We start from the raw sequence: 25,534 nt of genomic DNA, 5'->3' as shown, positions 1-25,534 counted from the left end.
TATGGAATATCCGGCCTCGGTGATTTTATCTTGGATGGCTAACTACTTTTGGCCGTTTACACGCATCTCATCGATGATGATGGCGATGACGTTTTTTGGTGCCCGTTTCGTGCCTACCCGGATCCGTTTATACCTTTCTCTTGCGATTACCTTTGCGGTCATGCCTGCACTTCCTGCGGTGCCAGAGGACATTGAGTTAGTGTCATTTGCCGGATTTATGGTGCTCGCGCAGCAAGTCGTGATTGGCGTTGCGATGGGGCTAGTCACGCAGTTCATTACCCAAACCTTTGTCATCCTCGGCCAGATCTTAGGGATGCAATCAAGTTTGGGTTTTGCGTCAATGGTGGATCCAGCCAACGGTCAAAACACGCCACTATTGGGTCAGTTTTATCTCTTCTTGGCCGTTATGTTATTTCTGTCCACCGATGGCCACTTGAAAATGCTTAACCTAGTGGTAATGAGCTTTGAGACGCTCCCCATTGGCGAGATGATAGGGGCCGCAGATTATCGCAGCCTCGCAGCATGGTTTGGGATCATGTTCGAGGTCGCATTGAGTATGTCGCTGGCGGGTGTCATTGCTTTGTTGGTGGTCAATTTGTCTTTTGGTGTGATGACCCGAGCGGCGCCACAACTTAATATTTTCTCACTTGGCTTTGCATTTGCATTGTTGATGGGGTTGTTGATCAGTTGGTACTTACTGTCCGGTATGTTGACGCACTACAACAACCATTGGCAAACCGGGCTCAATCAAATTTGCTCCCTTATCCGGCTGAATTGCGAGTTTAACTAATGGCAGAAAGTGACGGTCAGGAAAGAACAGAAGACGCCACACCCCGAAGGCAGGAGCAGGCGCGGGAAAAGGGCCAAGTACCGCGCTCAAGAGAATTAGCGTCAGTGGCTGTTCTGGTGGTGGGTGCCGTCAGTTTAATGTGGTTTGGACAAGCGTTGGGCGAAGCGTTAATGGCGCTGATGACGCGCTTGTTTTCACTTTCGCGTGCTGAAATCTTCGATAGCTCAGAGCTGATGCTGGTGGTCGTTGGTGAGCTACTGCATCTAATATTGCCCTTAGGCTTGATCCTTGTGGTGTTATTTATTTCCGGCCTCGTCGGCGCAGCAGGTTTGGGAGGTGTCAGCTTCTCTTGGGAAGCCGCGCGGCCAAAATTATCAAAAATGAGCCCGATTTCTGGCTTCAAGCGTATGTTTGGTACCCAAGGGCTCGTCGAGCTGTTGAAGTCAGTGTTGAAAGTCTTACTCGTCGCCGGCGTTGCGACCTATTTGGTCTATATCAACTTAGAAGAGTTTTTTGAGCTGACGATCGACACTTTCCCCAGCAATCTTTATCACGCCTTAAACATTTTATTGGACTTTGTGTTGTTGGTCTGTTGTTCATTGCTGGTAGTGGTGGTGATTGATGTGCCATTCCAAATTTGGCAACACAATGAGCAGCTGAAAATGACTAAACAAGAGGTCAAAGACGAGCACAAAGAGACCGAAGGTAGCCCTGAAGTTAAAGGACGTATTCGCATGCTGCAACGGGAAATGGCGCAACGCCGGATGATGGCCGATGTGCCTCAAGCTGATGTTGTGGTGACGAACCCTGAGCACTACTCGGTAGCGTTACGCTACAACAGCGACATGGATAGTGCGCCGGTTGTAATAGCTAAAGGCTCTGATTTTACCGCACTGAAGATTCGTGAAATTGCAGCAGAATATGATGTTGCCATTGTACCTGCACCACCGCTAGCACGCGCGCTGTATTTCAGTACCGAGCTAGAGCAGCAGATCCCAGACGGTTTGTTTACTGCCGTTGCTCAGGTGTTAGCGTATGTCTTCCAGCTCAAGCAATACAAAAAAGGCCGAGGCCGGCGGCCCACGCGCCCAGATGATACCTACTTACCCATCCCTACCGATTTGAAACACGATTAACCATGGTGTCATCGTACGCGTGAACGAAGTCCCGCTATCGAGTTGCTTGTCGGTGTTTTTTGGCTGGTAGACGCGCCAAAAAGCTGACACATTATCCGCTTTTTCTGGCGTAAAAATTGCTTGCCTTGCACTCTCGTTTTATTTCCGCGTGGCAACTGGCCCACGTTCCCCAATCATGGACTTGAACGCCTGACATGTTAAAAGCCAAGTGGCGATTGCCATTTTCTGACAAGGTACCTTACCACCGCTTGGGTGCGATGCCGGCGATCGGCGCACCGGTACTGGTATTGGCCACCTTAGCGATGGTGGTGCTGCCTGTACCGCCGATGCTGCTCGACTTAATGTTTTCTTTCAACATTGCCTTGTCGTTGATTGTATTGCTGGTCACCATTTATACCCGCCGCCCTCTTGAATTTGCTGCCTTCCCCGCGGTGTTGTTAATTGCAACCTTGATGAGACTAGCACTTAATGTTGCCTCTACCCGGGTGGTTTTGCTTTATGGTCACGAGGGCCCCGATGCAGCCGGTCAGGTCATTGGTGCATTTGGGTCAGTCGTGATTGGTGGCAACTACGCTGTCGGTCTGGTCGTCTTCCTGATTTTGATGATCATTAACTTTATGGTTGTCACCAAAGGCGCAGGCCGGATTTCCGAGGTCACGGCGCGTTTTACCTTGGATGCGTTGCCCGGTAAGCAAATGGCCATTGATGCCGACTTGAACGCAGGGTTAATCGATCAAGAGCAAGCGCGTGCTCGGCGCCAAGAAGTGACGCAAGAGGCTGATTTCTATGGCTCGATGGATGGTGCGTCCAAATTTGTTAAAGGCGATGCGATTGCCGGGATCTTGATTCTTTTCATCAACATTGTTGGTGGGCTGTCTATCGGTATGGGCCAACATGATTTAGAATTTTCAGACGCGATAGAAGTGTATACCTTGCTCACCATTGGTGACGGTCTTGTCGCGCAAATCCCTTCATTGCTGTTATCCATTGGTGCCGCCATTATGGTGACGCGTCAAAATACCGATGAGGATATGGGACAGCAGGTGGTGTTCCAGCTGTTTGATAATCCACGTGCCCTCATGATTGCCACCGGTATTCTGACGATCATGGGCGTGGTGCCTGGTATGCCACACCTGCCTTTTCTATTTTTGGCGTTGGCTTGTGGTGGGCTGGCATATTGGAAATACCAGCAGTATCAAAAAGCACAACAAGCGCCAGAGCAGTCTGATGTCCCTGATGCAGCCCCTCCGGCACCAAAAGAACTGTCCTGGGATGATGTTCAACCGGTTGATGTCATTGGCCTCGAAGTGGGCTATCGGCTCATCGCTATGGTCGACCGAGACCAAGGCGGCGAATTGTTAGATCGAGTGAAAGGGGTGCGTAAAAAACTCTCGCAAGACTTTGGCTTTTTAATCCCGCCCGTACACATTCGCGATAACCTAGAGTTACCACCGCATAACTACCGCATTACGTTAATGGGCGTCGCGGTCGGTGAAGCAGAGGTACACCCCCAACATGAATTAGCAATTAATCCAGGCCAAGTGTTCGGACCCATTGACGGTGAACCGACTCAAGACCCGGCGTTTGGCTTAGAGGCCGTCTGGATAGAGCCGAGCCAGCGCGAGCACGCGCAAGCCTTAGGCTACACAGTGGTTGATTCAGCAACGGTACTGGCGACACACCTGAGCCAAATGCTCACCAATAATGCCGAGCGACTACTCGGCCATGAAGAAGCGCAGAACTTGATAGATATGCTGGGTAAACAAGTTCCTCGTTTGGTGGAAGGGCTTATTCCCGACCAGATCCCACTGAGCGTGTTAGTCAAAGTACTACAGAACTTGCTCAGTGAAGCGATTCCTATTCGTGATATCCGCACCATTGTACAGACCATGGCGGAGTACACAGGAAAGAGTCAAGATCCCGACATCCTAACGGCAGCAGTGCGGATTGCTCTGCGTCGCTTAATTGTCCAAGAAATCAATGGCAGCGCGCCTGAGCTACCGGTTATCACCCTTGTTCCTGAACTGGAACAGATGTTGCATAAAACAATGCAGGCGTCCGGTGGGGAGTCAACAGGCATAGAGCCTGGTCTTGCTGAGCGGTTACAGTCTTCACTGGCTGAAGCCACTCAGCAGCAAGAACTACAAGGTGAGCCTGCGGTATTGCTGACATCGGGTGTGTTGAGAGCCACGCTCGCAAAATTTGTCAAGAATACGATTCCGACGTTACGTGTGTTGTCTTACCAGGAAGTACCGGACGAAAAACAAATTCGTATCGTTAATGCGGTTGGCAACAATTAACCTCGTTTATGAGTAGGGCCGTGCTTTGAAAATAAAACGTTTTTTTGCAAAAGATATGAGAGCTGCGCTGGGCCAAGTGAAAGAAGAGCTGGGCGCGGATGCCGTTATCATGTCTAACAAAAAAGTGACTGGTGGCGTAGAGATTGTCGCGGCTGTGGATGCAGACACTGAGCCGATGCCGGATAAGCCTGCTCCTAAGGCGCAGCAGCAGTCGGCAAACGCCTATTCACAGGCACATCGGCAATTGGCTGATGATCAAGTTCAATTGCGCCAGCGTCAGCAAAGCCACGCGCGTCAAAATGGGCAAAGCAAGCGACCGCCTCGCTTTTCTGCGATGCTTGATGAGTATCGGGAACAATCACAGCCAACTGAACCCGAAACCGAAGCTGACTCGCTCACTGCCTTGCTACAGCGTCAGCAAAAGCAATCAGGTCACGGTTCGCGCTCCCAACCTCCAACTGACGCGCGTCAGTCGGCACTGGGTCGTGGCTATGAGCCTCGTCGCCAGTTAAAGAGCAATGGTCGCTCAGGTTGGCAAGATGCATCACCAGCGCCCCGTTCATCGCCCGCTAAACCGCAGCTCGATCCGTCCCGGTATGAAGGACGGCAATCGCAAGCCTCGGATAAAGAAATTGATGCCATGCGTCAAGAAATGGCCTCGATTCGAAGCTTACTTGAACACCAGTTATCGGGGTTGATGTGGCAAGAGGTGGAACGTCGAGAGCCATTAAGAGCGATGCTAATCAAGCGCTTAGAGCGGATGGGACTATCCTCTGAACTGGCCGATCAACTGGCGTGTTATATCCCAGAAGAAACGCCGCCGAATGAGGCGTGGCAAGCGCTGTTAGATTTGGTGGCTGATCAAGTGATTACGGTTGATGAGAACATGCTAGAAACCGGGGGCGTGATTGCCTTGCTTGGCCCTACAGGGGTGGGGAAAACGACCACCATTGCCAAGTTAGCCGCGCGCGCCGCGATGGAATTTGGCCCTGAGGATATTGCCTTAGTCACCACGGACACCTTCCGTATCGGTGCCCATGAGCAACTCGCCACGTATGGGCGAATTCTTGGCTGTCCCGTTAAAGTCGCTAAAGATGCGGATGAGCTTGCCGATATCCTCTATCAACTGCGTCATAGACGCTTGATATTGCTAGATACCGCTGGAATGGGACAGCGTGATCTTCGGTTGTCGGAGCAACTGGATACCCTGATGCAAAACAGTGGCTCACATATCCGTAGCTTGCTGGTGTTGCCTGCGACATCGCAGCGCCGTGTATTGCAAGAAACCATCGAACACTTTCGCCGTATCCCTTTATCGGGATGTGTACTGACCAAGCTAGATGAGTCGCTCAGCCTCGGTGAATTATTGTGTGTCACCATCGAAAATGCCTTGCCTGTGGCCTACTTGGCCGATGGGCAACGTGTGCCGGAAGATATCCGCCAAGCCACGGGACAATTTCTGGTGGTAAAAGCCAGTGAAATGTTGGAGTCAGGCACGGATCAGCACAATCACTTCTGGAGCAGCGATGTCCCAGAGTCGAATGGGGCGGACTTTTATGATTGAGACAACCATGCAAGATCAAGCAAGCGGCCTTCGCCGTTTAACCAATCCGTCACGTACCAAGGTTATTACCGTAACCGGGGGGAAAGGTGGCGTAGGAAAAACTAACGTCACGTTAGGGATGGCCGCGTCCATGGCTCGTCAGGGCAAAAAAGTGATGGTGCTTGACGCCGACCTTGGCCTCGCCAATGTAGACGTATTACTTGGATTGCGGGCGGGTAAAAACCTATCGCATGTTCTCCAAGGTGCCTGTGACCTCAAAGATATTATTCTGGAAGGGCCGCATGGTATGAAAATCGTCCCCGCTTCGTCTGGCCTTCAAGGCATGACAGAGCTGACACCCGCCCAACATGCTGGTTTAATTCGTGCTTTTGGTACACTCGAAGAAGAGGTTGATGTACTCTTAGTGGATACGGCGGCGGGTATTTCTGATATGGTATTGAGCTTCTCGCGCGCGGCACAAGATGTCGTCATTGTGGTCTGTGATGAGCCTACGTCGATTACTGATGCGTATGCGTTGATTAAATTATTAAGCCGAGAACACGGGGTGACGCGCTTCAAAGTTGTCGCAAATATGGTCAGAAGCTACCGTGAAGGGCGAGACTTGTTCACAAAATTAACGCGAGTCACTGAACGTTTTCTCAATGCTAATCTAGAATTAGTAGCATGTATTCCCGTGGACGAAAGGGTGAGGCAAGCCGTGAGAAAACAAAAAGTTGTCATTGACGCATTTCCTCGCTCCCCCGCATCATTAGCCATGAATGCGCTCGCAAATAAAGCGCTGACATGGCCGGTACCACGTAATCCGGGAGGCCATCTGGAGTTTTTCGTTGAGCGATTGCTGATCAAAAATGATGACGCAGGAGAGTTAGTTCGTGAATAAAGCGCTCACGTATAGCCGCGTAGGGGTAGATCGCCAAGCGGTACTTGAGCGTTATTCGAGTTTGGTTAAGCGCATCGCGCATCATTTGATGGGGCGCTTACCACCGAGCGTTCAAGTAGAAGATTTAATCCAAGCTGGCATGGTGGGTCTTCTTGAGGCGCAGCAAAATTATGACCCGTCAAAGGGCGCAAGTTTTGAAACTTATGCTGGTATTCGTATTCGCGGTGCTATGCTGGATGATATGCGCCGCGGTGATTGGGTTCCACGGTCTGTCCATAAGGCGAGTCGAACGATCAGTGATGGTATTGCATCGTTAGAGAAAACCTTAGGGCGAGACCCAACTGATGTGGAGGTGGCAGAAAAGCTCGATATGAGTTTGGATCAATACCATCAGGCGCTTAACGACGTAAGCTGTGGGCGTTTAATCGGTATGGATGATCTGGGTGTCTCTGAAGATGCATTCACAACGGAGAGTCACCGTAACGACAACACTCCCTTTCAGGGCGTTGCGGAAGATAGTTTCAAGGCCGCATTAGCGGGCGCGATCAAAAGTCTTCCTGAAAGAGAGGCACTGGTTCTATCTCTCTATTATGATGAGGAATTAAACCTTAAAGAGATAGGCGCTGTGATAGGGGTCAGCGAATCCCGGGTCTGTCAGATTCAAAGTCAGGCTACGCAACGTTTGAGAGCCAAGCTAACCGCTTGGCATAGTGAGTAACTGTTTCGACAATAAAACGAGACCTCACCGGAGGCAACCTTGGATAAAAACATGAAAATTCTCGTTGTTGATGATTTTTCAACAATGCGCCGTATCGTAAAGAATCTTCTTCGTGACTTGGGTTTCAACAATACCGTTGAAGCAGATGACGGCTTAACCGCGCTGCCAATCCTTAAAAAAGGCGGTATTGATTTTGTCGTGACCGATTGGAATATGCCGGGCATGCAAGGGATTGACCTGCTTAAAGAGATCCGTAAAGACGATGAACTTAAGCACCTTCCTATATTGATGATCACCGCCGAAGCGAAACGTGAGCAGATTGTAGAAGCCGCGCAAGCTGGCGTGAACGGTTACATTGTAAAACCTTTTACTGCCGCAACGTTGAAAGAGAAGCTCGATAAGATCTTCGAGCGCATGTAATCAGTCACGCGCACAGTAAAAAGGAACCGTCATGATCAACCTGGACCAAGCGAAACAATTGGTCGCGTATCTTGAGAGTGGAGAGCAAGATAACGCTAACACGCTTCTGACTGAGATAGCGAAAGAAGCGCGTGACCCGCTGTTTAATGAAGTGGGTAAGTTGACCCGCCAATTACATGATTCTATTACTGACTTTCGCTTGGATCCCAGAGTAAGTGATTTGGCGAATGTCGATATACCTGATGCTCGCGATCGGCTTACGTATGTGATGCAGAAAACCGAATTAGCGGCAAACAAAACCATGGACGCGGTCGAGCGTACCATGCCGATTGCCAGTGATTTGCAAGACAATCTGCAAGCGGTACGGCCTAATTGGAACAGCTTGATGCGGGGCGACATTGCCTTGGATGAGTTTAAGCCATTGTGCCACAGCATTGAGGGTCTATTGACTCAGGTTGAGGGGGGGGCAACAGAACTGCATGCTCACCTTACTGAAATATTAATGGCACAAGATTTTCAGGACTTAACGGGGCAGGTAATTCGACGTGTTATTGAATTAGTGCAGGAAGTGGAACAGCAACTGGTTGAAATACTGACTGCGTTTGGCATGGATAGCGCTGCAATCGAAGCAGCATCGGCAACACAAGCAGATGATACCACCAGTAAATCAGCCCCTGAGGGTCCTGTGATTCATCCCGAAGAGCGTGATGACGTGGTTCACAACCAAGATGATGTTGACGACTTATTATCGAGTTTGGGTTTTTAGAGGTGCGCTATGAGCTTTGAGATGGATGAAGAAATCCTTCAGGACTTTTTGATTGAAGCGGGGGAAATCCTCGAACAAATGTCTGAGCAATTGGTCGATTTGGAGCGTGCCCCTGATGACGCAGACTTATTGAACAGTATCTTCCGAGGGTTCCATACCGTAAAAGGTGGGGCAGGCTTTCTTGGCCTCAATGCCTTAGTTGACACTTGCCATGGTGCCGAAAACGTTTTTGATAATTTGCGTAATCGTGGCCGTGAGTTGACGTCCGACGTGATGGACACCATTTTGCAGGCATTGGATACCGTTAATGACCAATTTTCTGCCGTGCAAAATCGTGAAGAGCCTGTTATCGCAGATCCCACACTATTGGAAGCGCTTCACCGTTATGCCAAACCGGCAAGCGAAGACGAGGAAGTACCCGCAGAGCCAGAACCGGAGCCAGAACCCGAACCAATTGCTGAGCCAGAGTCGCAAAACGATGCGACACCGGCACAAGACGAAGGTGCGATAAGCGGTGATTCCGTCGATGAAATTACCGAAGATGAATTCGATAAATTGCTCGATCAGCTTCATGGCGAAGGCAAAGCACCGACATCTTCAAATGAATCATCGCCCGCTAAGCCAGAAGTGGTGGAAAGCACCGAAGCGGATAGCGGTGATATCACCGACGATGAATTCGAAAAGTTACTTGACGATCTGCATGGCTCTGGTAAAGGCCCAGCCGCACCGCAGCCAGGCGATGATGCAGCTGAAAACAGTGCTTCAGCACCGAGCCAACCCGCCTCATCGGGTGGTGATGATTTTATTGACGATGATGAATTCGAAAAGCTGCTAGATGATTTGCATGGTAGAGGTAAGGGGCCAGCGGCAGATGCTGAAAGAGCGAAAGCCGATGCAGATAAAGTCGACGCTAAGCCTGAGCCCAAACCGGATCCTGCGTCGGCTAAAAAAGCGAGCAAGCCAGAACCCGCCAAAGAAGCAGCACCTAAAAGTGCGGGGGCAGGAGCAAAAGCGCCTGCCGCTGTAGAGAAAGCACCTGAGAAAAAACCGCCTGCAGCACCACAGCAAGAGCAGACTGTTCGGGTGAATACCTCCACGCTCGACGGCATTATGAATATGGTCGGCGAGCTTGTGTTAGTGCGCAATCGACTCGTCAGCCTGGGTCAAAGCAGCAATGATGAGAGCATGGCCAAAGCGGTTACCAACTTGGATGTGGTCACGGCGGACCTGCAAGGCGCGGTGATGAAAACGCGGATGCAACCGATCAAAAAGGTCTTTGGTCGTTTCCCTCGTGTTGTCCGCGATCTTTCTCGCAGCTTGAAAAAAGAAATTGTCTTGGAAATGCAGGGCGAAGAGACCGATCTCGACAAAAACCTTGTCGAAGCCTTGGCGGATCCTATGGTCCACTTGGTGCGTAACTCGGTTGACCATGGCATTGAAATGCCTGATGAGCGTGAAAAAGCAGGCAAACCACGTGTGGGTACCATTACCTTAAAAGCCTCCCAGGAAGGGGATCATATCTTGCTGACCATCGCCGATGATGGTGGCGGTATGGATGCAGAAAAGCTGAAAAGCATCGCGGTTAACCGTGGGGTGATGGATGCTGAAGCCGCCGCTCGCTTGAGCAACAGTGAGGCATATAATCTTATTTTTGCCCCAGGCTTTTCGACCAAAACAGAAGTGTCCGACATTTCCGGCCGTGGGGTTGGGATGGATGTAGTTAAAACGGGCATCACTAAGCTGAATGGCTCGATCAATATCGACTCTGAGCTGGGCCGAGGCACAGTGCTGGAAATCAAGGTACCGCTCACCCTTGCGATTCTTCCAACCCTTATGGTTGGCGTGGGAGACAACCCGTTTGCTTTCCCACTGTCCAACGTGAGTGAGATCATCAGTTTAGATATGTCCCGAACTAACACGGTTGATGGTCAGCTCACGCTTATTGTTCGAGATAAAGCGATCCCGATTTTCTTCTTGCAAGATTGGCTATGTAAACGTGCAACGGAGATTGATAAAACCAAAGGGCATGTGGTGATTGTACAAATTGCTCACCAACGTATTGCCTTTGTTGTAGATACCCTATTTGGGCAAGAGGAAGTGGTGATTAAACCGCTTGATGAATTGCTGCAAGGTACACCGGGTATGGCGGGTGCAACCATCACCAGTGATGGTCATATCGCCCTGATTCTGGATGTGCCCAACCTGTTGAAACATTACGCAGGTTAATGAGAGAAAAGGACGCCCATGGCAGTAAAAGTATTGGTGGTAGATGATTCAAGTTTCTTCCGTCGCCGCGTGAGTGAAATAATCAACGCTGATCCAAGAATGGAGGTGATTGATAGTGCGGTGAATGGCAAAGAAGCGGTTGAAAAAACCGCGCAACTTAAGCCAGACGTGATCACTATGGATGTCGAAATGCCGGTGTTAGACGGGATTTCAGCGGTGCGCCAAATCATGGCGCAAACGCCAACACCTATCTTGATGTTCTCATCGCTAACACACGATGGCGCAAAAGCGACGTTAGATGCACTCGAAGCGGGTGCACTCGATTTTCTTCCCAAAAAGTTTGAGGATATCGCGCGTAATCGAGATGAGGCAACGAACTTACTCCAGCAGCGCGTGCTTGAGATCGCGCGTAAGCGCCCGGTCATGCGTCGCGCCACACGTCCGTCACCTGCTTCCGGCTCTGAGCAAACCGTACCACCGACGGGTGGGGTGCGAGCGCCTGCACGTCCGGTGTCTAGGCCCACCGCGGGTACGGCGTCTTCAGCAAAAGCGCCGGCAAAATTTGCCGCTTCGGGTAAGCGCTATCAATTAATGGCAATTGGTACCTCAACGGGGGGACCGGTTGCGCTACAAAAGGTACTGACTAAACTGCCAGCGAACTTTCCACTGCCCATTATCTTAATTCAGCATATGCCAGCGACATTTACCGCCGCATTTGCTCAGCGTTTAAATGGTCTGAGTAAGGTAACCGTGGCCGAGGCAAAAGATGGCGATATGCTCAAACCGGGTCATGCTTATCTTGCGCCTGGTGGCATGCAAATGATGGTAGATGGTCGGCCGGGTGCTGCACGTTTAAAAATTCTCGATGGCGGCGAGCGGATGAATTACAAACCCTGTGTGGATGTGACATTTGGCTCGGCGGCAAAAATCTATGGCGATAAAGTCCTATCTATGGTGCTAACAGGCATGGGAGCGGACGGTCGAGAAGGTGCACGCATGCTCAAAAATGCGGGATCGACGATCTGGGCGCAAGATGAAGACAGTTGTGTTGTTTATGGCATGCCGCAAGCGGTCGCCAAAGCGGGCATCTCATCGGAAGACTTGCCACTTGACCGGATTGCCGAGCGCATACTGGTTGAGCTGAATTTAAAATAAGGAGTGGGGCTTGATAGTCTGGAGTATCGCCAACCAAAAGGGCGGTGTTGGTAAGACAACCACCACAGTGACATTAGCAGGATTGATTAGCGAGCGTAAGAAACGTGTCCTGCTGGTGGACACCGACCCGCACGCCTCACTATCGACGTATTTGAATTTTGATTCGGAGCAGCTTCCGGCAAGTTTGTTTGATTTATTCCAATTACAGACCGTGAATAAAGACACGGTCAAACCGATTATTTTAAAGACCCAGTATGAAAACATAGATTTGATTCCCGCTCATATGTCACTGGCAACGTTGGATCGTGTCATGGGTAACCGTGGTGGCATGGGGCTGGTACTAAAGAAGGCGTTGAGCGCACTCTCGGATGACTACGACTATGTATTAATTGATTGCCCGCCCATACTAGGTGTGATGATGGTTAATGCGTTAGCGGCGAGTCATCGAATTTTAATTCCTGTACAAACTGAATTTTTGGCCATGAAAGGGCTGGAGCGAATGATGCGGACGTTACAGATCATGCAAAAATCTCGTAGCTCCAACTTTAATCTCACCATCATTCCTACCATGTACGACAAGCGAACACGCGCCTCGTTAGAAACATTGCAAGAGTTAAAGATTCGCTACAGTGATCAAGTTTGGGCGTCAGCTGTTCCTATTGATACCAAGTTTCGAGATGCGAGCCTCAAACATATGCCAGCGTCTTTCTATGCCAAAAACTGCCGCGGTGTCTTTGCTTACAAAACGCTATTAACCTATTTGGAGCGACTGGAACAGGATGAACAAGCATAACACCCTCTCCAGTGGTCAGGCGCTCGATGACTATTTTGAAGCCCTACTGGATGACTTAGGTGACAGCTCGGAAAGCGATTCCCAATCCGTCACACCCGATTTGGGCGTGACGCGGGTGTCGTCTGCCTCATTGATCGAGGATAATGATCCGACACAGCCACGCTTGCAGCCCAAGCCACAACCTAGTGCTGCACCGTTGAAGCCCGATCCGGTTGCTTATGCCGAGCCAGAGCGCGATCTGGCAGAAGTTGAGCGTTTGTTAGCTCAGCTTAGAATTGATGAAGAAGCTGAAGTCGACGCGCAAGCGGAAACCTCAACGCAAACAGAAACTGAGCGCGCCCAAGACACTGCGACTGAAACAACAGAACCCTTGGTTGAAGAAGCGTCTGAATCAGTGGCAGACACTTACACCATGGCTGATTGGGGCCTAGAAGAAAAAGACGCGATTACGGTAGACGAGTCTGTGCCTGAGGTAGAGACTGCATTCGAGACCGAGACCGAGACCGAGACCGAGACCGAGACCGAGACGGACGAAGGTGTCTCCATCGAGTCCGAAGCAACGGTATCTACGTCCGACCAAGAAGAAGTGCGTGTTGATGAGGCGTTCAGGACGGAGCAAGCACAACAGGCGGACGTTGACGTCGAGGTTGACACACAAGCCGGTGAAGAGATTCCTCCCACACAGTGGGAAAATGCTGAAACTGAAGCGGAGTTTCAGGTATTATTTTTTGAGAGTATGGGCGTTACCTATGCCGTGCCACTTGCAGAATTAGGTGGTATTCATCAACTCGGAGACTGTAATCGTTTGATCGGACGACCAGATTGGTATCTAGGATTGCAGACAGAGAAGCAGCAACAGCTTGATGTCGTTGATACTGCTCGTTGGGTGATGCCAGAAAAACTGGCAGATAATCAGCACAGGGACGACTATAATTATATTGTGATACTGGGGGACAGTAAGTGGGGGTTGGCGTGTGATCAACTCCTAGGCACACAAGCTCTCAGTGGAAAAGCCATTCGCTGGCGAAAACAAGCCGGAAAAAGGCCTTGGCTAGCGGGCATGGTAAAAGAGAAAATGTGTGCTTTGATCCATGTCCCAGCATTTATTGCTATGTTAAATCAGGGGATTGACGCCAAAGCGATGGCGTAATAACTAGTTACACAGCGCGTAAAGAGGAAAATCAATGTCTCAGGTAGCTGAAATTCAAAAAGAAGGCGTCAATGACGAAGTATTGCAGTGGGTTACTTTTCAGCTTGAAGAAGAGACCTACGGCATCAACGTAATGCAGGTGCGTGAGGTATTACGGTATACCGAAATTGCACCGGTCCCTGGCGCCCCTGACTATGTATTGGGTATCATTAATCTGCGTGGTAACGTCGTGACAGTGATCGACACACGCTCTCGCTTTGGTTTAGCCTCTGCCGAGGTCACAGACAATACGCGTGTGATTGTTATTGAAGCAGAAACCCAAGTCATTGGCATTATGGTCGATAGCGTGGCCGAAGTGGTATATCTGAAAACATCAGAAATTGATACCACGCCGAGCGTCGGTACAGAAGAAAGCGCCAAGTTTATTCAAGGCGTAAGCAACCGTAATGGTGAACTACTTATCTTGGTCGATCTCAACAAGTTATTGACCGATGAAGAGTGGAATGAAATGGCCATGCTGTAATGGTTGAGCTGCTGCTTACTTGGTTGCCGGTTGTGGTGACGGTGGTGTTTGCCATCGTCACTTTGTGGCGCTTGGGCGCGGAAAAGCGCGCTCGGGAGCGACTAGAGAACAAGTTGCAGGCGATGGAAACCGTGCTAAAAAGTGCGCGTCAACGCCATGACAGTCTTGCTAAGCAGTTTAATGAATTGCGTGCCGGTAGTATGGGTATGGGTAAAAAGTTGGCGGATTTATCTGCCAATGTCGACGATCTACTGGAAAAGCACGTCGAGCTGGAGATGCACGATTCAGGTAGCCGCTTATATAGCCGTGCGAGCAAAATGGTCGACCTCGGTGCCGATGTGGATGAACTGATGCAAGAATGTGATCTCCCTAAAGCCGAGGCTGAGCTTTTACTGAGTTTACGTAAGCGTCAAGCGGCCAATCAGCAACGCTAGTCTTTATACCTGCGTATTGATTGGCTTATGCTCGTGCCAGCCTGGTGGGGTTTTTCCTTCCAACACCCACGCATAAGCAATCAACTCTGCTATCACTTGGTAAAGAATCGGTGGGATTTCATCCTCCTTTTCAAGCTTTTCTAACCACGCGAGCAGGTGAGCATCTTCGTGAATTAGGCAGCCTTGTTCATTAAGTGCTTCAATGAGTTCATGCGCGAGTTGGTTAGACGCTTTGGCTTGAACCGTCGGAGCGTTATAACCATCATATCCAAGCGCGATGGCACGTTTCTCACCTTTTTCACCTTTCTTATCTTTGTCACCTTTCTCACTTTTCATCATTATACCCTCACTGAAATGCCGGCCCCTGGTGGCACTTCGTCTGTATTCGGTGTGACTGTTTCTACTTTATCACTAACATTGATATCCATCGCAATGGCTTGCTGAGCGAGTCGATCATTAAGCCAATCAACCGTTTGATAAATTCGCTGCTGGAGTGCGTGTGTCGGGGCGGTTAGCGTTATTTTATTCTCGACATCTGAGACGTCGACATCCGCACGAATAAATTGGCGGCCAACGGGAAGATAAAGTCGAATTTGCCAGCTTAGGTTTGGTGCCGACTCCGATGAATCTTGAGCCCCGCATTGACGCGCGTTTACCCGGATAGGGGGTTGTTGGGGGTCGGAAAAGGGCAGCACCCATTGCCACTCGCCCGGGCGAACCGATTCAGCGACCCGTTGTTCGGCCATTAATCGCAATGCGCCCTTCATACCGTCGCCTTCAGATAGTGGTGTCAGCCATTGGCGCAGTAACGTCGCCATTAATTTATCTGCGGGGCGTTGTGACAGCCATTCGGCGATTTTCTCCGGGTTCAGGTCGTGTGAGCGACTCGGTAACGTCCACAATGACAGCAACGATTGCATCAGCGTTTGTGTCGCGGCAGGCTGTTGCTGGATAGTGGCGGTCAGCGCGGGCAATAGGTGTAACTGAGCCAGCACCCCGGAGAGGGAGGCCTGGGACTGACCGGTTAGCAACGTAAATTGCGCCTGCGTCAGTGCACGACTGTCTATCTGACCTGTCATTGGTCTTGCAAGCGCTGCTGGTTTTTCCACCCATTGTTGTGGATTCGTTGGCCCAATCTTCATGGTTTCTCACAATTATTTACGCGAGTCACACTTTGCAACCCTATGGTAACTAACAGTCATTTTGACCATTGTGATACTATGCGTCCACTTTTGTAACACAAAGCAGGATGCAACATTTGTCATGTTGGAAGTGAAACAGCTGTGCTGTGTTCGTGATGATCGAGTGTTGTTTGATGCGCTGACATTCTCTCTGTCTCCGGGTGATCTTGTTCAAGTTGAGGGACCAAACGGGGCAGGCAAAACCACGCTATTACGTATTATCGCGGGTCTAGGCTTAGCGGATAGCGGAGAGGTCTGTTGGCAGCAGCAGACGATTACCCAACAGCGCGACGTGTTTTATCGTAACCTTCTCTTTCTAGGGCATACCCCCGGGGTGAAACGCGAACTAACCGCCTTTGAGAATCTCTCTCATGCGATGCAAATGCATGGCCGCTATGACAGTGATGCGATTTGGCAAGCCTTGGCTAAAGTCGGCCTGGCTGGGCGCGAAGATATTCCCGCAGGACAACTATCAGCGGGTCAAAATCGACGCGTAGCATTGGCGCGTTTGTGGCTTACCGACCGTCGATTGTGGATTCTCGATGAGCCGTTAACTGCGATTGATAAACAGGGCGTGAAGGTGCTTGAAGCTGTGTTCGAGCGGCATGTCAACCAAGGTGGTATTGTATTGTTCACCACGCATCAAGATATGTTTGTCGACCATCCTTTGCTGCGTCGTATTCGTTTGGGGGCCCAATGATCCAAGCCATGTGGTTGACCATTTGTCGAGAGCTAAAAGTGGCCTTCCGTCAGCCTGCTGACAGTCTCAATCCATTATGGTTTTTCATTATCGTGATTACCTTATTTCCATTAGGGGTAGGGCCTGGCCCGCAATTACTGCAGAAAATTGCTCCTGGTGTGATCTGGGTCGCGGCCTTGCTCTCTGCATTATTATCCTTAGAGCGGCTTTTTCGCGACGATTATCTGGACGGCTCATTAGAGCAGATGATGCTGATGCCTGTCCCTTTACCTGTGTTGGTGATCGCCAAAGTGATTGCACACTGGTTGTTAACGGGGTTGCCTTTGCTGCTTGTGAGCCCGGTACTGGCGTTGTTGCTGTCATTAGATAGCACTAGTTACCAAGCGGTGGTCTTAACCTTGTTATTGGGGACTCCAACACTGAGTTTTGTTGGCGCTATTGGCGTGGCGCTAACCGTTGGGTTACGTAAAGGCGGCGTCTTGTTGAGCCTATTGATCCTCCCTCTTTATATCCCTGTACTGATTTTTGCTACCTCAGCGATTGATATGGCCGCATTAGGGGCAGACATCAGTGGGCAACTGGCTATTCTTGGCGCCATGTTGGTGGGATCGGTCACCTTGGCGCCATTTGCTATCGCCGCCGCGTTGCGTGTGAGCGTGAATTAATTATTAATCAGGAAGTAGAGCAATTGTCATGTGGAAGTGGCTTCACCCTTACGCAAAACCTGAAGTGAGTTATCGGCTCTGTGGGACTTTGCTCCCTTGGTTTGCCGTGCTGGCTGGGCTGAGCTTAATGATCGGAAATATATGGGGGCTGGCGTTCGCGCCCGCAGATTATCAACAAGGCGATAGTTTTCGCATTATCTATATCCACGTGCCGGCCGCAATCTGGTCGATGGGTGCATATATGTCGATGGCGATAGCCGCTTTTATCGGTCGAGTCTGGCAGATTAAAATGGCCGATTGGGCCGTGGGTGCCATTGCGCCTGTTGGGGCCGTTTTTACCTTTATAGCGTTGGTGACCGGCGCAATTTGGGGTAAGCCGATGTGGGGCGCCTGGTGGGTCTGGGATGCCCGACTCACGTCTGAGTTGATTTTGCTGTTCCTTTATATCGGTGTGATGGCACTTTACAACGCGTTCGATGATGCGCGTACCGCCTCACAAGCCGCCGGTATTTTAGCCATGGTCGGCGTGATTAATCTTCCTATTATTCACTTCTCGGTAGAGTGGTGGAACACCTTACATCAAGGCGCCACCATCACTAAGTTCGCTCGGCCGTCTATCGATCCTGGCATGCTATGGCCGCTATTGGTTTGCCTGCTGGGTTTCGCTTGTTTTTTTATCGCCCTGACCTTGATGGGGCTGCGTAATCAAATTTTGTTACGCGAGTCTCATCGACCGTGGGTCCGTGCGCTGGCGGAGGACCACTAATGCATTTTGATAGTATCAGTGCGTTTTTATCCATGGGGGGCTATGCCGCCTATGTGTGGAGTGCGTTTGGTATCACCGCGGGTGCGATGATTGCGCTGATTATCGGTTATCACCGTACTCACAACAAACGCCTGCAAGCCGTTAAACAACAAATCGCACGAGAGCAGCGAATAAAAGACGCTCAATCACTGGAGAACACCTTATGACGCCCCGACGTAAGAAACGATTGTGGATTACCCTTGCTTTGGTTCTTGGCGCCTCGACCACGATTGGGCTCGTTGTTTACGCCTTGAATCAGAATATGGACTTGTTCTATACCCCCACTGAAATCGTGCAAGGCAAACCCGATGGGACCAAGCCAACAGTCGGTCAGCGTCTTCGTATCGGCGGTATGGTGGTAGAAGGCTCGGTGAAACGCGATCAGGAGTCTTTGCAAATTCAGTTTGATGTCGCCGATGTAGGCCCTGCCGTCACTGTGACCTATGAGGGGATCTTGCCGGACTTATTTCGAGAAGGACAAGGCATTGTCGCGCAAGGGGTACTTGTTGATTCGCGTACGGTGAAAGCGAGTGAAGTACTGGCTAAGCACGATGAAGAATATATGCCGCCAGAAATTGCGGAGGCGATGGAGAAAAACCATCAGCCACTTGAATACACCGAGGAGCAAAAACAAGGTAGTCAGTTATGATTGTTGAGCTCGGGCATTATGCGTTAATCCTCGCCCTGGGGCTGGCGCTACTTTTAAGTTTTTATCCCCTCTATGGGGCGAGTAAAGGGCATGAAGGCATGATGAAAATGGCACGGCCACTGTCTGTGGGAATGTTTGCCATGTTGCTGTTTTCTTTTATCGCCTTGAGTTGGGCCTTTTACACCAATGACTTTACGGTAGCTTACGTCGCCAGTAACTCCAACAGTGCACTGCCTTGGTACTATCGCCTCACTGCGGTATGGGGCGCTCACGAGGGCTCATTATTACTTTGGGTGTTGGTGCAAGCACTGTGGACGGTAGCGGTGGCTGTGTTTAGTCGCGGCATGCCGCTGTCCTCTGTCGCGCGCGTTTTAGCCGTCATGGGGATGATTTCGGTTGGCTTTTTACTCTTTATTATTCTAACGTCCAATCCCTTTGATCGCACCTTACCTTACTTTCCTGTCGACGGGCGTGATTTAAACCCATTGCTGCAAGACCCAGGACTTATTGTCCACCCACCGATTTTGTATATGGGGTATGTGGGCTTCTCGGTTGCGTTTGCTTTTGCGATTGGCTCATTGTTGGCCGGTCGCTTAGATACCGCCTGGGCGCGTTGGTCACGACCTTGGACTACGGCCGCTTGGCTATTTCTTACCCTTGGGATCGCACTCGGATCCTGGTGGGCGTATTACGAACTGGGCTGGGGAGGCTGGTGGTTCTGGGATCCGGTCGAAAACGCGTCGTTTATGCCGTGGCTTGCTGGGACGGCATTAATGCACTCGCTGGCAGTGACCGAAAAACGGGGCACCTTTAAAGCCTGGACCGTATTATTGGCGATATCCGCATTCTCATTAAGCTTGTTAGGTACTTTCCTAGTGCGCTCAGGCGTCTTGGTCTCGGTACATTCTTTTGCGTCCGACCCGGCGCGAGGGCTATTTATTCTTGGCTTCTTGGTGGTGGTGATTGGTGGTTCATTGTTGCTCTATGCGTTGCGCGCCTCAGAAATTCGAGGGAACACCAAGGTGTCGCTCATTTCACGCGAGAACGCTTTGTTGGTTAACAATACCTTGTTGATGACCGCGTTGGTGATAGTCTTAATCGGCACCTTGCTTCCCTTGGTGCACAAACAAATTGGGTTAGGATCGGTCTCCATTGGCGAACCTTTCTTTAACTTTTTGTTTGCATGGCTAATGCTGCCTTTTGCCTTTTTCTTAGGGATTGGTCCCTTAATCCGTTGGAAGCGCGATAAGCTTTCCACCCTCGCCAAACCCATGCTCGCAAGCGGGATCGCGGCGGTCGCTTTGGGGATTGGGTCCATTGCCTTATTGGCTGATAGCTTTAAAGCGATGGCGGCCATGGGAGTCACCATGGCGCTGTGGATTACCTTCTTGCATGGCTATGAGCTGCATTTACGCGCCACGCATCGGCATCCATTCCGTGTCGGGATCAAAAAGTTAGGGCGCAGTCATTGGGCGATGGTGTTGGGACACATTGGCTTAGCCATTACCATCATCGGTGTGGCCATGGTGGAAAATTATGATATTGAACGTGACGTTAAAATGGCGCCAGGAAGCAGTGTCACGCTGCAAGGGTATACCTTTAACTTTACTGACTTGTCGGAAAAGCAAGGACCGAACTATCAAGGCTATGTAGCCTCTTTTGATGTGTACCATGGCGAGCGCTTTATCAATCATTTAGAAGCAGAAAAGCGTTTTTATTCGGTTCAGCGTTCGATGATGACAGAAGCAACCATCGATCGCGGTTTAACCCGAGATCTCTACATTGCTATGGGTGAAGAATTGCCGGATGGCGCTTGGGCGATGCGGCTTTATTACAAACCTTTTGTCCGTTGGATCTGGTTTGGTGCCATCGTGATGGCACTCGGCGGCGCGTTAGCGATCAGTGATAAGCGCTACCGCTTTCGTCGTAAATCGATCTCATCAACTGCGACATCGGAGGCGAAAGGATGAAGAAGTTACTGTGGTTTCTCCCATTGCTCGCCTTTGTTGCTCTCGCTGGTTTTTTTGTCGCCCAGCTCGATAAAAATGCGCAAGGAGACGATCCCACCAAGCTTGAATCGGTATTAGTGGGCAAGCCGGTGCCCGCTTTTCATCTCGAAGATTTGCAAACGCCGGGCAAAGTGTATGACCAGGCTATTTTTAATGGCGAGCCTTTACTATTAAACGTATGGGCGACTTGGTGTCCTACCTGTTATGCCGAGCATCAGTTTCTCAATAAACTGGCGTCGCAAGGGGTCAAAATCATTGGACTCAACTACAAAGATGATCGCGGCAAAGCGGTAAAATGGTTGAATAATCTTGGCAATCCTTACCAGATCAGTCTATACGATGGCGATGGCATGCTAGGGCTTGATTTAGGGGTATATGGCGCGCCAGAAACCTTTCTGATCGATGCCAACGGCATCATTCAATACCGGCACGTGGGGGATGTTAACGCACGTAATTGGCAAGAAACCTTAAAGCCTAAATTTGACGCATTGCAGGAGGAGGGATCGTGAAAAAAGTGATCATGATTGTCCTATTGTGGGCCGGTGCGACCTTAGCATTTGCCAATGCGATTGATGTCTATCAGTTTGATTCAGCCAAACAAGAGGCGCGTTTTCGCGCCCTCACCAGTGAGTTACGGTGTCCTAAGTGTCAGAACAATAGCATTGCTGATTCCAATGCCGAACTGGCGCAAGACTTACGGCAAAAAGTCCATCAAATGCTGCAGCAAGGGCGTACTGACGATGAAATTCGCAGCTTTATGATTGCACGCTATGGCAATTTTGTGACCTATAATCCGCCATTGACTGCCTCCACCATAGTTTTATGGCTTGCGCCTGCACTGGTCATGTTCACGGGGCTTGGGTTGATGGTTGTGCGCAGTCGCCGAGCCAAACACACGCTGAATGAGGCGTTCAGTGATGAAGAACAACAACGGCTTGATGCGTTATTAGCTTCAGAGAAAGCGACCTTAGCCTCAGAAAAAACGACCGACGCAGAGCCTAAAGTATCCGCTGAGCATGGATCAACCGAACAGAAAAAGGAGCCAAAATGATTGAGTTTTGGGGCGCCACCTTGGTGTTTTTTGTACTTGGCGCGGTGATGTTTCTCTGGCCCCTTTGGCAAAAAAGCGAACACGACCATCAAGCCAGCCGGGATGCACTTAACAAAGCCTTTTATTATGACCGGGTTGAAGAAATCCAGTCTGAGGGTGCCGAAGGGCTGATTGATAATGAGCAGGACTTAACGCAGGATTTGCAACAATCCTTGTTGGACGATATCCCTGAAAAAGAAAAAGCCAAGCAAGCTCGTCATTTGCGCTTAACGCCAATGCAATGGGTGCCGGGGCTTATTGTGCTTGCGATAGTGAGTTTTGGGTTATATGGCATCGAAGGGAGTGCGAATCAGGTCGCGCAGTGGCAGCAAACCGCCAAACAGTTGCCCGAGCTATCAAAGCGGTTACTCGAGGGCGAGAAGCCATTAACTCAGCAAGAGATGCAAGATCTTACCTTGGCGTTGCGGACCCGCTTGCAGCACGAGCCGCAAGACAGCACCGGTTGGTTGTTGCTCGGACGCATTGGCTTGGCCAATCGGGATGGCGAAACCGCCAAAGGGGCGATGGAAAAAGCTTATGCCTTGGCACCCTCGCAATCCGATATTCAAGTGGGGTTGGCGCAAGCCTTGCTGTTTGCAGGTGATGAGGCAGACAGTGCCCGGGCGCAGAATTTATTAAAATCTGTAGTGAAAGACGATCCCTTTAATCTACAGGCGATGTCGTTACTGGCCTACCAGGCGTTCGAGCAAGGCCGTTATCAAGATGCCATCGCGACCTGGAATGCGATGAAAACCTTGATTGGCAAAGACAATCCGCGTAACCAAACCCTTGATCAGTCGATTGCCCGTGCCCAGCTTGCTCTCAACAGTGCCGCAGGAGCCAAGATAGCGATCACGGTGAAACTGGGGGAGCAGGTTGAATTACCCGAGGATGGCGTGCTGATCATTTCCGCGCATGCATCGGCTGAGGCGGCGATGCCGATTGCCGCTAAGCGTCTCCCACTGTCTAAGTTTCCGGTTTCACTGGCCTTGGCTGATAGCGACAGTTTGAACCCGGTGCAGGCACTTTCTTCGCTTGATAGCGTGGTGATCAAAGCGCGTATTGACCGAGATGGCAATGTCGCGACTAAGCAAGGCGACTGGGTAGGTGTCAGTGATCCGGTGGCCTTAAGCGAAGGGGTTGAACTGGTTATCGACAAACAGCAGTAACCAAGACAAAATAGACAGATTGTTACCAAGGCTGGGCATTCCCAGCCTTTCATTTTATAGAGGAATCCCATTTGATGTGGAAACGTCTGTGTTTAATGGCGCTTATGTTAGGTCTTGTCGCAGGGTGTGCGTCACGCCCACCGGGTGCCGAGCCGCACCCCGATGATCCATTAGAAGGATTTAACCGTGCGATGTGGACAGTAAATTACGATTACCTTGATCCCTATGTTGCGCGTCCGGTTTCGATCGCCTACGTCGATTATGTACCGAGTCCAATGCGCACCGGGATTTCCAATTTTTTGGGTAACCTAGAAGAGCCAGCCAGTTTTTTAAATAGCGTGCTGATGCTAGAGGGCGAAAAAGCGGTCACCCATTTTAATCGCTTTTGGATTAACACCTTGTTTGGCTTGGGTGGCTTAATTGATATCGCCTCTGCAGCTGATATTCAGCAATACGACCAACGTGAGTTTGGCGATGCGATGGGGCACTATGATGTCGGTACGGGCGCCTATATTATGCTGCCGGGTTATGGTCCTACGTCGGTCAGAGAAGGCGCCGGCGAAGTGGTCGATGGTTTATACCCGCCACTGGCATTACTGACCTTGCCGCAGTCGGCGTTAAAGTGGATGTTTGATGGCATGGAATCACGAGCGGCCTTGGTATCGCAAGAATCACAGCTGGACAACTCGCCAGACCCTTATGCGTTTGCGCGTGAGGCTTATCTACAAAATCGTCGCTATCGTGCCAAAGGGGACGAGGCGTTAGAGCAACAACCGGCCTTGAATGATGAGTTTCTCGATGACTTTATCGATGATATCGACGCTGCACCGTAAGTTAACGTGAACTCGTTGAGGACAAGCGTGATCAAAAAACACCACGGCGACACCGTGGTGTTTTTATTTAATCACTCCCATCGACTGGCGAGCGTTTATTGGTCTAGCACTTAAAAACGATAGCTGGCCTGCACGCCGACTAACCACACATTACCGGTGGTCTCACCCTCAAAGTCACCGCCGAAATCAGAGCCACCTTTATCCGACGTGATCCCGTCACGCGGCTCTTTTACCGGGGCGTCTTTGGCAAAGACATAGGTAAAGGCCGCGTCTAGGGTGAGCTGTGGCGTCATCTCATAGCCAGCACCCACGCTTAACCAGGTACGATCGGTTTCTGGGATGGTCAAGGTACGGTTTTGATCACTGACTGCCGAGGTGTCATAGGCAATGCCTGAGCGCAGTGTTAGCTGTTGATCCCACTGATACGTGGTGCCGATTGCAAAGCGGTAGTTATCTTCCCAGTTTTCGACTTTGACCATTTGTGGGTCACTAGACAGCGATGGAATATCTGCCTCTAACTTGTCAAAGCTGCTCCACTCGGTCCAATTAAGGCTGGTGTGTACCGCCCACTGCTCAGTCAGCTGATGCAGGGATGATAGCTCGGCGGTGGCGGGGAGAGTAAGATCCATGCTGCCTGAATAGTGGTTGCCACTCAAATAGTCTTTTGGTGTAAGTTGACCTTTTTGAATTGCTATCTTGTTGTAAGTTAACCCTTCGGCATGCCCATCCAGCGTGAGGTTCACTTCGGAACGGTAATTAAAACCGACACGGTGCTTGTCATTGATGTCGTACACGGCACCCAATTGCCAGCCCCAGGCACGATCATCGCCTTCCATATATTTTAAAGTTGTTCCTTTCGGGATACTACCTACTTTTGCACTGCTTTTCGCCCCAATACTGCCTTCCCCCAGCACATAACGGATACCGGCGCCAATACGCAACTGGTCGGTGGCCTTCCAGGCAAGGTTTGGGTTGATTTCAAAAGTAGTGACCGCCGCTTCGTTACCAAACTGGGTGCCGGTAAAGTCGTTGCCTAAATCGGTTTCCATGCCAAAGTTGGTGGCCAGCGCGATGCCCGCGGTCAAGCGGTCGTCGAGTTGATGCGAAAAGTAAAAGTTAGGGATCACGGCATCATGAGCGACATCATCGGTTGATGTCGCCGTCTTTTTGCCTGAAGTGTTTGTATTCGTGCCATCAATATCGACATTGGGATTCACGTAGATGCCACCCGCTGATACCTGGGTATCCGCCAAATAGCTGAGCAGGGCAGGGTTGCGAAATTGCGCACTGGCGTTATCGGCCATTGCGGCTTCACCGGCAAAGGCACGGCCAAGGCCGGTTGCTGAGGTTTCTGCTAACTGAAAACCCGCGCTGTGGGCGGTGGTGGAAAGCGAGCCGAGTGCGGTGGCAACGGCGAGATAAACGATCTTATTATTTTTCATCTGCTTACTTGTTCGCGGTTTAAAGGGAGGCCTAGAGTAAAAGCTCGTGCGCGCAAATCAATTTAGCGCTGCCAAAATGGATTAAAATAAAATAATAATTTGTAACTTTTTATTTTTCAGTTGAATAATCTAATAA

The 25,534-nt window shown here is 50.4% G+C and carries 27 protein-coding genes; 24 read left to right on the top strand and 3 right to left on the bottom strand.

Going from position 1 to position 25,534, the window contains the following annotated elements:
* Position 1: 1 nt before the first annotated feature.
* The 14 genes from fliR to BZG78_RS03730 all read left to right on the top strand — a co-directional run bounded on the left by fliR (position 2) and on the right by BZG78_RS03730 (position 14,855).
* Positions 2-790 (top strand): flagellar biosynthetic protein FliR, encoded by a 789-nt coding sequence (fliR, locus tag BZG78_RS03795; protein ID WP_077576582.1) that lies wholly within the window; start codon positions 2-4, stop codon positions 788-790.
* Entirely contained in the window at positions 790-1,926 is a 1,137-nt protein-coding gene (flhB, locus tag BZG78_RS03790; RefSeq protein WP_077576583.1) for a flagellar biosynthesis protein FlhB, read from the top strand. The genes fliR and flhB overlap by 1 nt, the downstream gene beginning before the upstream one ends.
* 194 nt (positions 1,927-2,120) lie before the next feature.
* On the top strand, positions 2,121-4,226 hold the full coding sequence (gene flhA, locus BZG78_RS03785; protein ID WP_077660427.1) for a flagellar biosynthesis protein FlhA: 2,106 nt from the start codon (positions 2,121-2,123) through the stop codon (positions 4,224-4,226).
* Positions 4,227-4,251: 25 nt separating this feature from the next.
* Positions 4,252-5,790: a flagellar biosynthesis protein FlhF gene (gene flhF, locus BZG78_RS03780; RefSeq protein ID WP_077660426.1), complete on the top strand. Its 1,539-nt coding sequence runs from the start codon at positions 4,252-4,254 to the stop codon at positions 5,788-5,790.
* Entirely contained in the window at positions 5,783-6,670 is an 888-nt protein-coding gene (locus BZG78_RS03775) for a MinD/ParA family protein (protein WP_021023073.1), read from the top strand. Before flhF ends, BZG78_RS03775 begins: the two co-directional genes overlap by 8 nt.
* Positions 6,663-7,388, top strand: a complete 726-nt coding sequence (locus BZG78_RS03770) for an RNA polymerase sigma factor FliA (RefSeq protein ID WP_021023074.1) — start codon at positions 6,663-6,665, stop codon at positions 7,386-7,388. The genes BZG78_RS03775 and BZG78_RS03770 overlap by 8 nt, the downstream gene beginning before the upstream one ends.
* 51 nt (positions 7,389-7,439) lie before the next feature.
* The gene (gene cheY, locus BZG78_RS03765) at positions 7,440-7,808 is read left to right on the top strand and encodes a chemotaxis response regulator CheY (protein WP_037353866.1); all 369 of its coding nucleotides are present in this window, start codon (positions 7,440-7,442) and stop codon (positions 7,806-7,808) included.
* 31 nt (positions 7,809-7,839) lie between these two features.
* Positions 7,840-8,574: a protein phosphatase CheZ gene (locus BZG78_RS03760; RefSeq protein ID WP_021023076.1), complete on the top strand. Its 735-nt coding sequence runs from the start codon at positions 7,840-7,842 to the stop codon at positions 8,572-8,574.
* Positions 8,575-8,583: 9 nt separating this feature from the next.
* On the top strand, positions 8,584-10,800 hold the full coding sequence (locus BZG78_RS03755; RefSeq protein WP_077660425.1) for a chemotaxis protein CheA: 2,217 nt from the start codon (positions 8,584-8,586) through the stop codon (positions 10,798-10,800).
* Between the two features lie 18 nt (positions 10,801-10,818).
* Entirely contained in the window at positions 10,819-11,955 is a 1,137-nt protein-coding gene (locus tag BZG78_RS03750; protein ID WP_021023078.1) for a chemotaxis response regulator protein-glutamate methylesterase, read from the top strand.
* Between the two features lie 10 nt (positions 11,956-11,965).
* Complete coding sequence (locus tag BZG78_RS03745) at positions 11,966-12,748, top strand: ParA family protein (RefSeq protein ID WP_077460316.1); 783 nt, start codon at positions 11,966-11,968, stop codon at positions 12,746-12,748.
* Positions 12,735-13,898 (top strand): chemotaxis protein CheW, encoded by a 1,164-nt coding sequence (locus BZG78_RS03740; protein WP_077660424.1) that lies wholly within the window; start codon positions 12,735-12,737, stop codon positions 13,896-13,898. The genes BZG78_RS03745 and BZG78_RS03740 overlap by 14 nt, the downstream gene beginning before the upstream one ends.
* Before the next feature lie 34 nt (positions 13,899-13,932).
* The gene (locus tag BZG78_RS03735) at positions 13,933-14,421 is read left to right on the top strand and encodes a chemotaxis protein CheW (protein ID WP_021023081.1); all 489 of its coding nucleotides are present in this window, start codon (positions 13,933-13,935) and stop codon (positions 14,419-14,421) included.
* Entirely contained in the window at positions 14,421-14,855 is a 435-nt protein-coding gene (locus tag BZG78_RS03730) for a DUF2802 domain-containing protein (RefSeq protein WP_021023082.1), read from the top strand. Before BZG78_RS03735 ends, BZG78_RS03730 begins: the two co-directional genes overlap by 1 nt.
* 3 nt (positions 14,856-14,858) lie before the next feature.
* On the opposite strand, the gene BZG78_RS03725 is transcribed toward BZG78_RS03730, so the two are convergent.
* The gene (locus BZG78_RS03725) at positions 14,859-15,194 is read right to left on the bottom strand and encodes an EscU/YscU/HrcU family type III secretion system export apparatus switch protein (protein WP_242412980.1); all 336 of its coding nucleotides are present in this window, start codon (positions 15,192-15,194) and stop codon (positions 14,859-14,861) included.
* Complete coding sequence (locus BZG78_RS03720; protein WP_077660423.1) at positions 15,194-15,997, bottom strand: hypothetical protein; 804 nt, start codon at positions 15,995-15,997, stop codon at positions 15,194-15,196. Before BZG78_RS03720 ends, BZG78_RS03725 begins: the two co-directional genes overlap by 1 nt.
* A gap of 121 nt (positions 15,998-16,118) precedes the next feature.
* Between BZG78_RS03720 and ccmA the strand changes: the two genes are divergently transcribed.
* From ccmA to BZG78_RS03670, 10 genes are all read left to right on the top strand, one after another.
* A complete protein-coding gene (gene ccmA / locus BZG78_RS03715) occupies positions 16,119-16,736 on the top strand; it encodes a cytochrome c biogenesis heme-transporting ATPase CcmA (RefSeq protein WP_077576587.1) in 618 nt (205 codons plus the stop codon).
* Entirely contained in the window at positions 16,733-17,401 is a 669-nt protein-coding gene (gene ccmB, locus BZG78_RS03710) for a heme exporter protein CcmB (protein ID WP_077660422.1), read from the top strand. Before ccmA ends, ccmB begins: the two co-directional genes overlap by 4 nt.
* 28 nt (positions 17,402-17,429) lie before the next feature.
* The gene (locus BZG78_RS03705; protein ID WP_077460321.1) at positions 17,430-18,167 is read left to right on the top strand and encodes a heme ABC transporter permease; all 738 of its coding nucleotides are present in this window, start codon (positions 17,430-17,432) and stop codon (positions 18,165-18,167) included.
* Positions 18,167-18,373, top strand: coding sequence for a heme exporter protein CcmD (ccmD, locus tag BZG78_RS03700; protein WP_021023088.1), 207 nt, complete (start codon positions 18,167-18,169; stop codon positions 18,371-18,373). The genes BZG78_RS03705 and ccmD overlap by 1 nt, the downstream gene beginning before the upstream one ends.
* On the top strand, positions 18,370-18,855 hold the full coding sequence (gene ccmE / locus BZG78_RS03695) for a cytochrome c maturation protein CcmE (protein ID WP_021023089.1): 486 nt from the start codon (positions 18,370-18,372) through the stop codon (positions 18,853-18,855). Before ccmD ends, ccmE begins: the two co-directional genes overlap by 4 nt.
* Positions 18,852-20,825, top strand: a complete 1,974-nt coding sequence (locus BZG78_RS03690; RefSeq protein ID WP_077660421.1) for a heme lyase CcmF/NrfE family subunit — start codon at positions 18,852-18,854, stop codon at positions 20,823-20,825. Before ccmE ends, BZG78_RS03690 begins: the two co-directional genes overlap by 4 nt.
* The gene (locus BZG78_RS03685; protein ID WP_077460323.1) at positions 20,822-21,373 is read left to right on the top strand and encodes a DsbE family thiol:disulfide interchange protein; all 552 of its coding nucleotides are present in this window, start codon (positions 20,822-20,824) and stop codon (positions 21,371-21,373) included. The genes BZG78_RS03690 and BZG78_RS03685 overlap by 4 nt, the downstream gene beginning before the upstream one ends.
* Positions 21,370-21,915: a cytochrome c-type biogenesis protein gene (locus tag BZG78_RS03680; protein ID WP_077660420.1), complete on the top strand. Its 546-nt coding sequence runs from the start codon at positions 21,370-21,372 to the stop codon at positions 21,913-21,915. The genes BZG78_RS03685 and BZG78_RS03680 overlap by 4 nt, the downstream gene beginning before the upstream one ends.
* Complete coding sequence (ccmI, locus tag BZG78_RS03675) at positions 21,912-23,123, top strand: c-type cytochrome biogenesis protein CcmI (protein ID WP_077660419.1); 1,212 nt, start codon at positions 21,912-21,914, stop codon at positions 23,121-23,123. The genes BZG78_RS03680 and ccmI overlap by 4 nt, the downstream gene beginning before the upstream one ends.
* 74 nt (positions 23,124-23,197) lie before the next feature.
* A complete protein-coding gene (locus BZG78_RS03670; protein ID WP_077660418.1) occupies positions 23,198-23,956 on the top strand; it encodes an MlaA family lipoprotein in 759 nt (252 codons plus the stop codon).
* A gap of 110 nt (positions 23,957-24,066) precedes the next feature.
* Here BZG78_RS03670 and BZG78_RS03665 read toward each other — a convergent pair whose 3' ends face one another.
* Positions 24,067-25,398, bottom strand: a complete 1,332-nt coding sequence (locus tag BZG78_RS03665; protein ID WP_077660417.1) for an outer membrane protein transport protein — start codon at positions 25,396-25,398, stop codon at positions 24,067-24,069.
* Positions 25,399-25,534 lie beyond the last annotated feature (136 nt).

It is taken from the genome of Salinivibrio sp. MA351 (genome assembly GCF_001996065.1).
GTDB lineage: Bacteria > Pseudomonadota > Gammaproteobacteria > Enterobacterales > Vibrionaceae > Salinivibrio > Salinivibrio costicola.
The sequence above is the reverse complement of the archived record's forward strand: the minus strand, read 5'-3'. Positions and strand labels throughout refer to the sequence as shown.